The organism is Acidisoma sp. C75, assembly GCF_054665095.1.
This window is the reverse complement of the sequence record NZ_BAAFHD010000002.1, coordinates 357,813-372,522: the sequence shown is the minus strand read 5'-3', so window position 1 is coordinate 372,522 and position 14,710 is coordinate 357,813. Positions and strand designations below refer to the sequence as shown.

Here is a 14,710-nt window from a genome sequence, read left to right as displayed (position 1 = left end):
AACGCTCCGCTCCTTCTTGACGGGCGAGACCGCCTGGCGTCAACGACGCGGCATGGAAAATCCGCCCCCGACGACGGAAGCCGTCAGCCCGCGCTTCGAAGCCCTCGACGGCTGGGAGAGCGAAACCGCGCTCGAGGCGCTCTGGGAAGGGCAGATGGCGGCGATCGCGGCGCTCAAGCCCGCGCTGCCGGCGATGGCGCGGGCGGCGGAGGCGGCGGCCGAGCGGCTGCGGCCAGGGCTCGGCCGGCTGATCTATTGCGGCGCCGGCACCTCCGGCCGGCTCGCCGCCCTCGATGCCGCCGAACTCCCGCCGACCTTCGACTGGCCGGCCGAGCGCGTCGCCCTGCTGCTGGCGGGCGGCACGGCGAGCCTGACGCACGCCGCCGAGGGGGCGGAGGATGACGCCGCGGCGGCCGAGGCGGCGCTCATGGCCCTCGCCCCCGCGCCGGCGGATGTGCTCATCGGCCTCGCCGCCAGCGGCGGCACGCCGTTCACCCGCTCCGCGATCCGCGCGGCGCAAGCCGCCGGCAGCTGCACCATCGGCCTCGCCAATAGCCCGGGCGCGCCGCTGCTGGCCGAAGCGGCCTATCCGATCCTCATCGAGACAGGGGCGGAGGCGATCGCCGGCTCCACCCGGATGAAGGCCGGCACCGCGCAGAAGGCGGCGCTGACGCTGCTCTCCACCCTCATCATGATCCGCCTCGGCCGCATCCATGCCGGGCGGATGGTGGAGATGCGCCCGACCAACCAGAAGCTCACCCGCCGCGCCATCCGCATGGTGGCCGATCTCGGCGGCTGCGAGATGGCGGCGGCCGAGGCGGCGCTGGCCGCGGCGGGCGGGGTGATCAAGACCGCGGTGGTGATCTGCCTGACCGGGCAGAGCGCCGAAAGCGCCTCTGCCCTGCTTTCCCGCCATGACGGAAATCTCCGCCGGGCCTTGGCCGAGACGCGCGAAAAGCCGCTATAGCTGCGGGAAACCTGCCCGGCCGCATGGGCGGCCATGACCGGAATGACGTGCAAAGCAAGGAGCCGAGGATGACCGACAGCATGACGGCCGCCGATATGCGCATCGAGCATGACGCGCTGGGCGATGTGCCCGTGCCCGCGAACCGCCTGTGGGGCGCGCAGACGGAACGCTCGATCCATAACTTCCCGATCGGCCGGCAGACCTTCCGCTGGCAGCGGCCGGTCATCCGCGCGCTCGGCATCCTCAAGAAGGCGGCAGCCCTCGCCAATGCCGAACTCGGCGAATTGCCCAAGGACAAGGTCGATCTCATCGTGCAGGCGGCGCAGGAGGTGATCGACGGCCGCTGGGATGACGAGTTCCCGCTTGTCGTCTTCCAGACCGGCTCCGGCACCCAGAGCAACATGAATGCGAATGAGGTGATCGCCAACCGCGCCATCCAGATCGCGGGCGGGGTGCTCGGCTCGAAGAAGCCGGTCAACCCGAACGACGATGTCAATCGCGGCCAGTCCTCCAACGACACCTTCCCGACGGCGATGTATATCGCGGCCGTCGAGGTCATCGCCGGCAAGCTGCTGCCCGCCATCACGGTTCTGCGCGATACGCTGCACGCGAAGGCGGAAGCCTTCGCCCATGTCATCATGATCGGGCGGACGCACTTGCAGGACGCGACGCCGATCACCCTCGGCCAGGCGATCGGCGGCTGGGTCGCCCAGCTCGACGAGGCGGCGCGCGCCATCCGCGAAAGCCTGCCCTGGCTCTACGAACTCGCGATCGGCGGCACCGCGGTCGGCACCGGGCTCAACGCCCATCCGCAATTCGGCGAAACGGCGGCGCGCCATATCGCCAAGGAAACCGGCCACCCCTTCGTCTCGGCGCCCAACAAGTTCGCGGCCCTCTCGGCGCATGATGCGATCGCGCATGCGAGCGGCACGCTCCGCACGCTGGCCGGCGCGCTGATGAAGATCGCGAATGATGTGCGCTGGCACGCCTGCGGCCCGCGCGCCGGCTTCAACGAAATCCATATCCCCGAGAACGAGCCCGGCTCCTCCATCATGCCGGGCAAGATCAATCCGACGCAGTGCGAATCAATGACGATGGTGGCCGTGCAGGTCTATGGCAATGATGCCGCCGTCGCCTTCGCCGCGAGCCAGGGGAATTTTCAGCTCAACGTGTACAAGCCGGTGATGCTGCATAACCTGCTCGAATCCGCGACCATCATGGCCGAGAGCATGCTGGCCTTCGAGGAGCATTGCGCGCGCGGTATCGAGCCGAATTACGAGAAGCTCAAGCACAATCTCGAAAGCTCGCTGATGCTGGTGACCGCGCTCAACCGCCATATCGGCTACGAGAAATCGGCCCAGATCGCGCTCAAGGCGCATCGCGAGAACCTCAGCCTCAAGGAATCGGCGCTCGCCCTCGGCTTCCTCACGGAAGAGCAGTTCGCCGCCTGGGTGAAGCCCGAAGACATGCTCGGGCCGAGTGCCGCCAAGAAGTAACCCGCCACCCCTCATCCTGAGCAGCACGGGTGCCCCGCCTTGATCTCGGTCAAGGCGGGGCTTTCTGTTTTCGCAGATGCACAACGGGTCTTCCGGCAAGCGAAGGAGACCCCCGATGCCCTACGGCTCCGAAATTGACCTGCCCGATCTTCCCCCGCCATCCCTGATCGACCATCAGGCGATCGCCCAGCGGATGGACCGCCGGCTGCACGCGCTGGAAAGCCGCTATACGGGAGGACTGGCACCTGCCAGCCTGCCGATAGCCGCCATGGATTGGGCCTTCCAGGCGGCCAACCGCCCCTTCGCGATGGCCGAGCAGTGGCGCGCCGCCTTCGACCAATGGCGCCGCCTCGGCCGCATCCTCTCCCACACCGGGGAGCCCGTGGCACCCCGCCCGGACGATCATCGCTTCGCTGCAGCAGCCTGGGCGCAATCGCCTTTCGCTGAACTCGTGCAGGCGGTACTGCTCGGCGAGGAATGGTGGCAAGGGCTCATCATGGCGCCGGGTGGCGTCGCCGCGCATAACCGCCGCGTCCTCAGCTTCACGATGCGGCAGTGGCTGGACATGCTTTCCCCCTCCAACTTCCCCTGGAGCAATCCCGAGATTTTGGCGACGACGCGCGATCGCCGCGGCCTCAACCTGCTCGAAGGCTATGCCAATTACCTGCGGGATCTCGCCGGGAAGGCCGGCGAAGAGAACAGCAGGCTCCGCCCCGGCCAGGATCTGGCAACCACGCCGGGCAAGGTCGTCTTCCGCAACGATCTGATCGAACTCATCCAATATGCGCCGACGACGCCCGAGGTCGCGCCCGAGCCCGTGCTCATCGTGCCGGCCTGGATCATGAAATACTATATCCTCGATCTCTCGCCGCATAACTCGCTCGTCGGCTATCTCGTGAGCCAAGGCCATACCGTCTTCATGATCTCCTGGCGCAATCCGGGCCCGGAGATGCGGGATGCCAGCCTCGAAGATTATCGGCGGAGCGGCGTCATGGCGGCGATGGATGCCGTCTCCGCGATCTGTGACGGGCAGAAGATCCACCTCACCGGCTACTGCCTCGGCGGCACGCTCGCCACGATCGCCGCCGCGCAAGCCACAGCGGCCGGCGATGATCGCTTGGCGAGCCTCAGCCTTTTCGCAGCACAGACCGATTTCAGCGAAGCGGGCGAATTGCAGCTCTTCATTTCCGAAGACCAGATCGACTTCCTCGAAGATGTCATGGAGACCCAGGGCTATCTGTCGAGCCGGCAGATGAGCGGCGCGTTTCAGATGCTGCGACCGAACGATCTCATCTGGTCGCGCCTCATCCGCGCCTATTTCCTGGGCGAGCGGCCAGCGCGTTTCGACCTCATGGCCTGGAATGCCGATGGCACGCGGATGCCGGCGCGCATGCATAGCGACTATCTGCGCAAGCTCTACCTCGGCAATGATCTCGCGGAGGGCCGCTTCGTCGCGGGCGGGCGGACGCTCGCGCTCGACGATATCCATCTGCCGATCTTCCTCGTCGGCACGGAGCAGGATCACATCGCGCCCTGGCGATCAGTCTATAAGCTGCACTTCCTCAATGACGGGGCGATCACCTTCGTGCTGACGGCGGGCGGGCATAATGCCGGCATCGTCAGCGAGCCGGGGCATCCACATCGGCATTACCGTATCGACACGCGCGCTGATGGCGGCCGCACGCTGGGCGCCGAGGAATGGCAGGCGGCGCATGGCCCGCGAGACGGCTCCTGGTGGCCGGAATGGGCGCGCTGGCTCAGGCGGTATTCGGGCGCGCCCGTGCCGCCGCCGGCGATGGGCCTGCCTGGCGTGCCGACCCTCGGCCCCGCACCCGGGCGTTACGTGTTGGAAGAGGGGTGAGCGCCATGGCCAGCATTGCAGCCGGCGAGGCGGAAGCCTGGATCGAGAACCACCCATTCGCCGAACTCACCCTTGGCCAATCGGCCAGCCTCACCCGCCGCGTGACGCAGCAGGACATCGATCTCTTCGCGACCGTGAGTGGAGACCTCAACCCGGCGCATGTTGATCCGGACTACGCGGCCGGCGACATATTCCACCACGTCATCATTCATGGCATGTGGGGCGCGTCCCTCATCTCCGCCGTCCTCGGCACGCGCCTGCCGGGGCCGGGCGCGATCTATCTCGGCCAGGATCTGCATTTCCGGCACCCGATCGCGCTTGGCGATACCATCACCGCGACCGTCTCGGTGCGCGAGATGAAGCCTGAGAAGCAGGATGTGGTTCTCGATTGCCTCTGCACCAATCAGGTGGGGGAGACCGTCATCACCGGCACGGCCTTCATCCGGGCGCCGGCCGAGAAGGTGCGCCGGCCGCTCATCCATCTGCCGAGCGTGCGGATCGAGCGCCATGCGGCGATCGCCGCCATCCTCGCCCGTGCCGGCCGGCCCGCGATTCCGACCGCGGTGGTTTACCCGGCCGATGCACTCTCGCTTTCGGGCGCTGTGGCCGCCGGCGAAGCGGGGCTGATCGCGCCGATTCTCATCGGGCCGGAAGCGGCGATCCGAGGTGCCGCCAAGGAAGCCGGGCTTGATCTTTCATCCTGCCGCCTGCAACCGGCGCCAGACGCCGCCGAGGCCGCGGCGCTGGCCGTCTCCCTCATCCGCGCCGGCGAAGCGGGGATGCTCATGAAGGGCGATCTGCATACCGATCTCTTCATGCACCCGGTGCTGGATAGCGCCACGGGGCTCAAATGCGGCCAGCTGCTCAGCCACGCCTATGTGCTCGACGTGCCAGGCTACCCCCGCCCGCTGATCGTGACCGACGCGGCGGTGAATATCCGCCCCGATCTCTCGGACAAAGCGGCGATCGCCCAGAACGCGATCGACTTCGCGCGCGCGGCTTTGGGGATCGAGCGCCCGCGCCTCGCGATCCTCGCCGCTGTCGAGACGCTCTCCGCACGCATGCCCTCCACGCTCGATGCCGCCGCGCTCTGCAAGATGGCGGATCGTGGACAGATCACCGGCGGGATGCTGGACGGGCCGCTCGCCTTCGACAATGCGGTGAGCGAAGCGGCGGCACGGGAAAAGGGCATCCGCTCGGAGGTAGCGGGACGCGCCGATATTCTCCTCGTGCCGGATCTCGAAGCCGGCAATATCCTCGTCAAGCAGATGATCTTCCTCTCGGGCGCGGAGGCCGGCGGCATCGTGCTCGGCGCCCGCGTGCCGATCCTGCTGACGAGCCGCGCGGATAGTGCGCGCACGCGGCTCATTTCGGCGGCTCTCGGCTGCCTGCTCGCGAAGAGCGGCAGCGGGCCCGCCACTCAGAGCTTGTAAGCCCGCCGGGCGAGGTGATAGGCGAGGTCGGCGGCCAGTTCCTCCGCCTCGTCCTCGTCCAGCCGATGCTCGGCGACGAGCCCGGCGAGGAAGCCGCAATCGATGCGCCGCGCCATGTCATGCCGCGCGGGGATGGAGAGATAGGCGCGGGTATCATCGTTGAAGCCGACGGTATTGGCGAAACCCGCCGTCTCGATCACCGTTTCGCGGAAGCGGCGCATGCCTTCGGGGCTGTCGAAGAACCACCAGGGCGGGCCGAGGCGAAGCGCCGGGTAATGGCCGGCGAGCGGGGCGAGTTCCCGGCTGTAGCTCGTCTCGTCCAGCGTGAAGAGGATGAGGGTGAGGCGCGCATCATTGCCCATGGCATCGAGCAGCGGCTTCAGCGCATGCACATAATCCGTGCGGGTCGGGATATCCGCGCCCATATCCGGCCCGCGCGCCTGGAAGAGGCTCGGGTTATGATTACGGAAGCTACCGGGATGGAGCTGCATGACGAGGCCGTCATCGAGGCTCATGCGCGCCATCTCGGTCAGCATCTGGGCGCGGAAGGTCTCGCGCTCGGCCGCCGTCGCCGCACCCTTCACCACCTTGTCGAACAAGGCGCTGGCGTCGCCCGGCGAGAGATCGGCGGTCTGCGCCGTCGGGTGGCCATGGTCGGTCGAGGTGCAGCCGAGGCTTTTGAAGAAGGCGCGGCGGATGCGATGGGCATCGAGATAGCCGGCCCAGGTCATCGGCGTGCTGGTCAGCGCAGCCAACTCCGCGACATTGCGGGCGAAGCCTTCGCGATCGGGATCGACGACGAAATCCGGCCGGTAGGCGGGCAGCACGCGGCCCGCCCAGCCTGAGTCCCGCACGCTCTGGTGATGGGCGAGATCGCTCAAGGGGCTATCGGTCGTCGCGATCACTTCGAGGTTGAACCGCTCATAGAGGGCGCGCGGGCGGAATGCGGGCGTCGCCAGCCGGTCGGCGATCGCGTCGTACATGTCGTCGGCATTGGCGACCGAGAGACGCTCGGTGATGCCGAAGAGATCTTCGAGCGACTGCTCGAACCAGATGCGCGTCGGCGTGCCGCGGAAGAGATGGAAATGGCGGGCGAAGAGCCGCCAGATCGCCCGGCTGTCCTGCTCCACCGCCTGCCCGTCGCGCCGCGGAATGCCGAGCGCATCGAGCGAGACGCCCTGGGAATAGAGCAGCCGGAAGATATAGTGATCGGGCTTGACGAAGAGGGTCGCTGGGTCAGGGAAGGCCTGATCCTCGGCATACCAGGCGGGATCGGTATGGCCATGCGGCGAGATGATCGGCAGGCTGCTGACCGATTGGTAGAGCCGCCGCGCGATGCCCCGCACGCCGGGATCGGCCGGAAAAAACCTCTCTGGATGCAAAGCCATGGTCTCTGTCTCCTCCCGCTTGATCTCGGCGCCCATTCGGATTGATATATTAGTATGTCAATTTCTCTCGCGCTGCAAACCGCCGCGCCGCGTGTCACCGCCGCGATGGCGATCTATCGCGCGCTGCGGGCGGCGATTCTCAGCCTCGATCTGCCGCCCGGCGCGGCGCTGCTCGACAGGCGCCTCTCCGACCAGTTCCAGGTCAGCCGCACGCCGGTGCGCGAGGCGCTGATCCGCCTCGCCGAGGAAGGGCTGGTGGAAATCCGGCCGCAATCGGGCACCTTCGTCTCGCGCATCCAGGCGGAGGCCATCCCCGAAGCGCTCGACCTGCGGCTCGCCCTCGAAAGCATGACGGTGCGGCGCGCGGCAATGGCGGCCGATGCCGCCGCCGCCGCCCGCCTCGCCCGCATCCTGGCCGAGCAGCAGGCTGCCGCCACCGCCGAGGACGCCGCCCGTTTCCACGTCGCGGATGAGGCGTTTCACGAAGCGATCGCCGAGATCGCCGGCAGGCCCGCCGCCTGGCGGCTCATCCAGGAGGTGAAGCAGGCGCTGGACCGCGCGCGCCGGTTGACCCTGCCGGCGCCAGGGCGCATGGCGCAGGTGATGGCCGAGCATGGCGCCATCCAGGCGGCGATCGCGGCGGCAAAGCCCGGCAAGGCGGAGCGCCGCATGGCCGATCATCTGGCGGCCCTGCTGCCCGATATCGCGCGGCTGCGGGCAGCCTATCCCGCCTATTTCGCGTAGGGCGGAGCCGGCCCGCCCTGGATAACGACGGCCGGGATTTGTTGCGGACAGATGATGGTGAAGCGGGCGCGGCTCAGCCGAAGGGCTCTGCTTCCCGCGGCCAGAAGCGCCCTTTCCGCCGCCGATAGGGGATGGTCGCGAAATCCTGCGAGAGGGCGCCCGGCGCGCTCGCATAAAGCACCGTCTGCGCGATCGGCGCGAAGCCGGCATGGAAATGCTGGCTCGATTTGACGATGAGAATATCGAGGGCGGCGGGATCGAGCCCGAGCGCCTGCATCGCCTCCGGGTGGAAGGTTTGCGTGCGGGTGGCGCAGAGGATGAGATCGATCCCCTCCGCCCGCACCCAGGCGGCGGCGCCGAGCGAGACCGGCGCTTCCCCGAAATGCTGGATCGCCTCCTCGGCCAGCCCCATGACCGTCACCTCGAGATCGATCGGCGCGCCGGAGGCCGGGCCGCACTTGCCCCCCACCCGCAGCGCGAGGCGCGCCCCCTGCCCCGCCTCGTGGCAGAAGCGTACGGCGACCGGATCCCAGAAATAGCCGAGCATGACACGGGCCAGCCCCCGCGCCCGCACCGCCGCCAGGCAGAAGGTCGCATCGCCCGGCGCGCCGCCACCCGGATTGTCGGCGACATCGGCGATCACCACCGGGCGGCCGGGCTGCTCGCCCAGGAGATCCTGGGCGACCGTGAGCGCCGCTTCGATCGTGAGGCTGGCGGGCGCCAGCGCCTTGCGCATGGCAAAGAAGGCCTCGCCATAATGCCGCGCGGTGGCGGCCGCCTTCTCCGCATCGTCATCGGCGATGGCGATCACCTTGGCACCCATCTCCGGCACATCGGCCCAGGGAAAGCCATGCACCAGGGAGAGCGAGAGGATGCCGTCCCGCCCTTCATGGCGCGCCATCTGGTCGATGAAATCGCGCAAGGGCTGGGCGGTGGGGCGGAAAAGGCCGCTCATCCGGCAATCATAGACCGCCATCACCGGGCGCGTGCGCCCCGCGGCGGCATCGGTGATGAGGGTGAAAAGCTCCTCCGCCCGGGCGGGGATATCGGTATGCGGATATTCCTTATAGGTCAGGATCACGGTGGCGGCCGCCATCATCGCCTCCGTGAGGTGGCAGTGCAGATCAAGCTCCACCCCGATCGGCACGCCCGGCCCGAGGATGGCGCGCGCCCGGGCCAGGAGATCGCCCTCGCAATCCTCATAGCCTTCCGCCACCATCGCGCCGTGCAGGGCGAGGAGCACGACATCCGGCCGCGCGGCGCTGAGATCGCGCAGGATCTCGTCCCGGAACGCCTCATAGACCGGCCGCGCGGTCAGGCCGCCCGGCTCGGCATAGGCGCAGAGGCTTTCGGCAACGTCCCAGCCCAGCGCCTCCGCCCGCTGCCGCCAGCGATAAAGCTGCGCCGAGCAGTAGTTCTCCGGCCGCCGGGTCGCATCGCCATGCGCCACGAAGCCTTCGGCGAAGGCCATGGCGCCGGTCGGCAAGGGGGCAAAGGTATTCGTCTCGGTGTCGAGCGCCGCGATGAAGAGCTTCATGCCGCCGGCCGGCCGCCGGTCAGCGGCCGTAAAGGCCGGTCAGGCTCGCCTTCTCGATGGTCGCGAAATGCAGGTAGTAGCCGACCATGGCGCCCGGGCTATCGGCGGTGAGCGGCAGGCTCTCCTCCTTCAGGGCATGCACCGTGAAGATGTAGCGATGCGGCTTGTCGCCTTCCGGCGGGCAGGGGCCGCCATAGCCGGCGACGCCGAAATCCGTCCGCCCTTCCACCGCGCCGCCCGGCAGGCGCCCCTGGCCGGGGTGGCTCGCCCCCTCATGCAGGGAGGAGATGTCGAGCGGGATGTTGAACACCGTCCAATGCCACCAGCCGCTGCCCGTCGGCGCATCCGGGTCGTAGCAAGTGATGGCGAAGCTCTTGGTGCCGGCCGGCGCGCCGGCCCAGGCGAGCGCCGGAGAGATATTGCCGCCGGTGCATCCGAAGCCCGCGAAGGCGTGCCGCAGGTCGATTGTCCCGCCCTCTTCGAGATTCGGGCTGGTGAGGGTCAAGGCCATGGCGCGCTCCGGCGTTGCGGGGGGTGGGATCGGGGGACGGGCGCGATCTCACGCGGCGCGGGCGCCAGCGTCAAGGCCCGGCAGTTGGAACTGGCGGGACATCGCCGCCTTTTCATGCGCCAGCAGCCAGGCCTTGCGGGGCAGGCCGCCGGCATAGCCGGTCAGCCGCGCATCGCTGCCGACGACACGGTGGCAGGGCACCACGATCGCCAGCGGATTGGCCCCGTTCGCGGCGCCGACGGCGCGGCTTGCCCCGGGCTTGCCGATCATGCGGGCCACGGCGCCATAGGGCCAGGTTTCCCCCGGCGGGATCTGGCGGAGGGCGGACCAGACGGCGCGCTGGAAAGGCGTGCCGCTGGTCGCTGTTTCGATCGCGGCGAGCGCGCCCACCTCGCCCGCGAAATAGCGGGCCAGCAGCTGGCGGATGGCAGCCGGCGCCGCCCCGGCCACGAGCGTCGCCGGTCCATACTGCAGGCGGAGCAGCCGCCGCATGCGGCCTTCATACTCCGCGAAGTCGAGCGCGCGCAGCACCCCGCCGTCGCAGACAAGCAGGATTTCGCCGATCGGCGAGGCCAGGCGATCAAGCAGCAGTTGCATGGTTCGTCTCCTTGCGGTGCGGGCCCTCGATGATGGCCCGGTGCCAGAGGTGCATGGCGGCATAGCCGCGCCAGGGGCGCCAGCGCTCGGCCGCCGTGGCGAGGCCGCGCTGGTCGAGCCCGGCGGCGCGTTGCAGGCCGATATCCTGGGCCGGGAAGGCATCGGGCTCACCCAGCGCCATGAGCGCGATGCAGTGCGCCGTCCATGGTCCGATGCCGCGGAGGGCGGAGAGCCGGCCGATCGTCTCGTCGAGCGTCGCTGCGCGGGCGAGGAGGTCGGGCTCCGCCGCCACTGCCTCCGCGAGGCTGAGGATCGCCCGCCCGCGTGCGCGCGGGATATTGAGATCGCGGCTGAGGCTTTCGCCCGCCGCCAGCAGGCGCGCCGGCTCGGGGAAGAGATGGGTAAGACCGGGGATCGGCGTTTCCACCGCCGTGCCGTAGAGGCTGACGAGCCGGGCCGAGAGCTGCCGCGCCGCCGGCAGGCTGATCTGCTGGGCGAGGATGATCCGCACCGCCGCCTCGAAGACATCCCAGGCGCCGGGCAGCCGCAGCCCGGGGCGCGCAGCGATGGCGGCGCTGAGGCGGGCATCCTCCCCCAGCACCTCGGCAATCGGCCCCGGATCGGCCCCGAGGTCGAGCAGCAGCCGCAACCGGGCGACGATGCGCGGCAGCAGGCGCAGCACCGGAAAGACGATCCGCGCCCGCAGATGGTCGGCCCCACCCACGGTGATCGTCAGCGTGCCGTAATGGCCGCCGAGGCTGATCACGCGGTGATAGGCGGCAGGCTCCACCCGCTCGATCCCGGCGATCGCATGCGCGCCGAGAAGGGTGATGAGCCCGGGCCAATCGTAAGGCGGGCGGAAGGGCAGGCTGAGGGTGAGGCCGGGCGCCGCCTCGCCGCCCGCTATCTCGCCACTCTCCGCGCCGCAGGCCGCCGGCAGCACCCGGCCGCGCCGCATGGCGCTCGGCGCCTGGCCGTAGAGGCTGCGGAAGACATGGTTGAAGCGGCGGAGGCTTTCGAACCCGGCGGCGAGGGCGACCTCGGTGATCGGCAGGCTGGTCTCCTCGACCAATTGCCGGGCGAGCAGGTTGCGGCGAGTGCGCGCCACCTCCCCCGGGCTCGCGCCGAGATGGACGGCGAAGAGGCGCCGCAACTGGCGCCCGCCGAGCCCGAGCCGGCGCGGTAGCGCCTGCGGCGTCTCCCCCGCCGCGATCAGCGCCATCGCCCGCTCGATCACCCGGTCTCGCGGGGCGGTGCTCGGCGCGCGCTCCGGCCGGCAGCGCAGGCAGGAGCGGAAGCCCGCCACCTCGCAGGCAGCGGCGGAGGGAAAGAAGGTGCAGTTCTCAGCCTTCGGCGTCGGCGCAGGGCAGACCGGGCGGCAATAGATCCCCGTCGTCCGCACGGCGGTGAAGAAGCGCCCGTCGAACCGCGGATCGCGCGTGGTGAGCGCGCGGTAGCAGAGCGCGGGATCGAGGGGTGAGGCCAGTCGGGCGGCGCTTCGGGGCATGGCGCATCATGCCATGCGCCGCCGCTCCGTCGCTCGCCGTTTTCGGACCGGGATGCGAAAGCGCCGCCGCCTTCAGGTGGTGAGGCGGCCGAGAACGCTTCCCGGCTCCACCACCGAATTGGCGGCGGCGAGGATGGTGAGCCGGCCAGCCGCCGGGGCCAGGATTTCGTGCAGCGCGCTTTCGATCCTGACTTCGGCGACCCTGGCGCCGGAAGCGACCACCGCACCTTCCGCGACATGCCACCGCTCGAGAATGCCTTCAGGCAGCATGCCGTTGCGCCACAGATCCTCGCTCAGCCTGATATCGGTCATCGCATAGCCTCCCTGGAACGCACCCTCGCAGACTGCGGCGCCCGGCCGCGCAGCGCCTTGACGGAGATCAAGCGGGCGGGGGATTCGCGCCACGGTCAGGCGGGCGGCGGGCGCGGCGGCTCACGGGTGGTGGTGGTGGTGCGCTTGGGCCACGGCCGCCGGCTTGGTCGCGCCGCGATGGCCGCAGCAGCTCCGCGCCGGCATGCGGATCGGGTTGCGGCGCTTGAGGAGCACGAGGCCGAGCGCGATGAGGCCGAAGACGAGATTGAGCCAGAAGGTGTAGTTGAAGGCGAAATGCACCATCCGCGCCGCGCCTCCCGGCGCCGGTTGCGGCGGAATCCAGCCGAAGGCGCCGAAGACGAGTTCCATGATCAGCGCCGCCAGCACCATCGTCGCGTAGAACAGCCCCAGCATATAGGCGGCCATCTTCCAGCCGTAGTAGCGGCGATAGACATCGAGCAGCGGCAGCACGATGAGATCGGCGAAGAGGAAGGCGAGCACGCCGCCGAAGCTGACGCCCGATCCCCAGAGCACGGCCGCCATCGGCACGTTGCCGATCGAGCAGACGAAGGTCAGCATGGCGACGATGGGGCCGAGCAGCGCGTTCAGCGGCACCTGCACCCAGGGGCTCGCATGATGCAGGAAGAGCGCCTGCCACACCCCGTTCGGCACGAAGGCGGCGAGCAGGCCGGCGATGGCGAAGCCGAGCGCCAGATCCTTCCACAGCATCTGCCAATCCATGACGAAGCTATGCGCGGCGCTGATCCATGTCTGCCGCTGCATCAGCCGCTGGCCGAGCGTCCCCGCTGCCGCGGCGGCGCCATGATCATGCCCCCCTCCGCCGGCTTCGGGGTGCTGGCGGGCGGCCTCGACCAGGCGATGCGGATAGGTAAGCTTGATGAGAAGGGTGAGCAGAATGACGAGCACGACGCCGCCCAGCCATTCGCCCGCCATGAACTGCCAGCCCATCAGCAGCAGCAGCACGAGGCCGAGTTCCACCACAAGATTGGTCGAGGCGAAGAGGAAGGCGAGGCTCGGGGCGAGCGCCGCGCCGCGTTTGAAGAGCGTGCGGCTGACGGAGGCGGCGGCATAGGAGCAGCTGGAACTCGCGGCCCCGGCCACCGTCGCCAGCGCCACCTCGCGCAGGCCGTTCCGCCCCAGCGCCCGGCGCATCTGGTCCTTGGAAACCACCGTCTGCAACAGGCCGGAGATCGCGAAGCCGAGCACCAGGCTCCAGCCCACCTGCCAGAACATGCCGATGGCGAGCACCAGGGCCCGCCAGAGATCGCTCAGAACGAGCATCATGACCATCCTCCTGCGATCGGATCAGGCCGCAGTGTAATCCTTCCCATTATTGGAAGGTCCAGCGGTGGATGCCTGCCTACGCCGCCCCTCTGGCATGCGGCGCGCCGAGGCCGCGTACGGGGCGCGCGAGAGGATCAGCGATCGCCGCCCAAGGCCTGGACGCCCACCAGCGCGGCGAGCGGTTCGAACACGCCCGGCGCCCCAGCTGCCAGCGCATGGCCACGCCACATCCCGTCATCGGCCAGGAAATCGCTGACGCGCCCGCCGGCCGCCTCGATGACGCAGAGCGCGCCGAGACAGTCCCAGGCGTTGATATGCTGCTCGACATAGCCGAGCAGCCGCCCGCAGGCGACATCGCAGAGCATCAGCGCGCCGGAGCCGTTGCGGAAGAACATGCCGCCCTGATCGAGCACGGCGCCGAGGAGCGGCAGGAACTCGGCCGCCGGAACGCGGGGCGAATAGCCGGTGCCGATCATGCCATCGGTGATCCGCGCATCGGGGCGCACCGCGATCGGCGCGCCGTTGAGGGTGGCCGGCTGGCCGCGCCGGCCGATGAACACTTCGCCCCGCGCCGGCGCGGTGACGAAGCCCATCTCCACCCGCCCATCCAGGACGAAGGCGATGGAGACGCACCAGTTCGGCATATTGCTGACGAAGGGCTGGGTGCCGTCGATCGGATCGACCACCCAGATGCCGCGCGCGCCGGCCACTGCATCCGTCCGCCCGGTTTCCTCGCCGAGGAAGGCATCCTCCGGGAAGGCGGCGGCCAGCCGCTGCTTGATCAGCAGTTCGGTATTGAGATCGGCCTCGCTCGCCATGTCCTGCGGGCCCTTGGCCTTGATGGTGAGCGCGCCGAGCCGCTGGAAATAGCCCATGGCGAGCTGTCCCGCCTCCTCGGCGAGGCTGCGGCCGAAGGCGAAGCGAGCATCGAGATCGAGAGCAGCCATCACTATCCTGTCCTGCCTGGTAAGAGCGTGCGGTAAGATTTCGTGGGCGCGGCGCCCGGCCGCTATATGCGCGGCACCATCAGATTTGTCATGCGCCGGACGCCC

General features: G+C 69.2%; 13 protein-coding genes. 5 read left to right on the top strand and 8 right to left on the bottom strand.

Annotated features, from left to right (window positions below):
- Positions 1-52: 52 nt before the first annotated feature.
- The 4 genes from ACYQ7X_RS03995 to ACYQ7X_RS03980 all read left to right on the top strand — a co-directional run bounded on the left by ACYQ7X_RS03995 (position 53) and on the right by ACYQ7X_RS03980 (position 5,757).
- Entirely contained in the window at positions 53-967 is a 915-nt protein-coding gene (locus ACYQ7X_RS03995; protein WP_459695544.1) for an N-acetylmuramic acid 6-phosphate etherase, read from the top strand.
- A gap of 68 nt (positions 968-1,035) precedes the next feature.
- The gene (gene fumC / locus ACYQ7X_RS03990) at positions 1,036-2,463 is read left to right on the top strand and encodes a class II fumarate hydratase (RefSeq protein ID WP_459695543.1); all 1,428 of its coding nucleotides are present in this window, start codon (positions 1,036-1,038) and stop codon (positions 2,461-2,463) included.
- 115 nt (positions 2,464-2,578) lie between these two features.
- The gene (locus tag ACYQ7X_RS03985) at positions 2,579-4,324 is read left to right on the top strand and encodes a PHA/PHB synthase family protein (protein WP_459695542.1); all 1,746 of its coding nucleotides are present in this window, start codon (positions 2,579-2,581) and stop codon (positions 4,322-4,324) included.
- Between the two features lie 5 nt (positions 4,325-4,329).
- Positions 4,330-5,757: a bifunctional enoyl-CoA hydratase/phosphate acetyltransferase gene (locus tag ACYQ7X_RS03980; protein WP_459695541.1), complete on the top strand. Its 1,428-nt coding sequence runs from the start codon at positions 4,330-4,332 to the stop codon at positions 5,755-5,757.
- On the opposite strand, the gene uxaC is transcribed toward ACYQ7X_RS03980, so the two are convergent.
- Positions 5,745-7,145 carry a glucuronate isomerase gene (uxaC, locus tag ACYQ7X_RS03975; RefSeq protein ID WP_459695540.1) on the bottom strand — a complete coding sequence of 467 codons (1,401 nt, stop codon included), beginning with the start codon at positions 7,143-7,145 and terminating at the stop codon, positions 5,745-5,747. The two genes, ACYQ7X_RS03980 and uxaC, sit on opposite strands and share 13 nt — an antisense overlap.
- 54 nt (positions 7,146-7,199) lie before the next feature.
- Between uxaC and ACYQ7X_RS03970 the strand changes: the two genes are divergently transcribed.
- Positions 7,200-7,889, top strand: a complete 690-nt coding sequence (locus tag ACYQ7X_RS03970) for a GntR family transcriptional regulator (RefSeq protein ID WP_459695539.1) — start codon at positions 7,200-7,202, stop codon at positions 7,887-7,889.
- Positions 7,890-7,962: 73 nt separating this feature from the next.
- Here the strand turns inward: ACYQ7X_RS03970 and ACYQ7X_RS03965 are convergent, their stop codons facing one another.
- The 7 genes from ACYQ7X_RS03965 to ACYQ7X_RS03935 all read right to left on the bottom strand — a co-directional run bounded on the left by ACYQ7X_RS03965 (position 7,963) and on the right by ACYQ7X_RS03935 (position 14,605).
- Entirely contained in the window at positions 7,963-9,426 is a 1,464-nt protein-coding gene (locus ACYQ7X_RS03965; protein WP_459695538.1) for a M81 family metallopeptidase, read from the bottom strand.
- Between the two features lie 19 nt (positions 9,427-9,445).
- Positions 9,446-9,937 (bottom strand): YbhB/YbcL family Raf kinase inhibitor-like protein, encoded by a 492-nt coding sequence (locus ACYQ7X_RS03960; RefSeq protein WP_459695537.1) that lies wholly within the window; start codon positions 9,935-9,937, stop codon positions 9,446-9,448.
- A 48-nt stretch (positions 9,938-9,985) separates the two neighbouring features.
- Positions 9,986-10,534: a methylated-DNA--[protein]-cysteine S-methyltransferase gene (locus tag ACYQ7X_RS03955; RefSeq protein WP_459695536.1), complete on the bottom strand. Its 549-nt coding sequence runs from the start codon at positions 10,532-10,534 to the stop codon at positions 9,986-9,988.
- A complete protein-coding gene (locus ACYQ7X_RS03950) occupies positions 10,518-12,041 on the bottom strand; it encodes an AlkA N-terminal domain-containing protein (RefSeq protein WP_459695535.1) in 1,524 nt (507 codons plus the stop codon). Before ACYQ7X_RS03950 ends, ACYQ7X_RS03955 begins: the two co-directional genes overlap by 17 nt.
- A gap of 72 nt (positions 12,042-12,113) precedes the next feature.
- Positions 12,114-12,353 (bottom strand): lipoyl domain-containing protein, encoded by a 240-nt coding sequence (locus ACYQ7X_RS03945; protein WP_459695534.1) that lies wholly within the window; start codon positions 12,351-12,353, stop codon positions 12,114-12,116.
- A gap of 120 nt (positions 12,354-12,473) precedes the next feature.
- Positions 12,474-13,658, bottom strand: coding sequence for a permease (locus ACYQ7X_RS03940; protein ID WP_459695533.1), 1,185 nt, complete (start codon positions 13,656-13,658; stop codon positions 12,474-12,476).
- 134 nt (positions 13,659-13,792) lie between these two features.
- Positions 13,793-14,605, bottom strand: coding sequence for an inositol monophosphatase family protein (locus ACYQ7X_RS03935; protein WP_459695532.1), 813 nt, complete (start codon positions 14,603-14,605; stop codon positions 13,793-13,795).
- Positions 14,606-14,710: the final 105 nt, after the last annotated feature.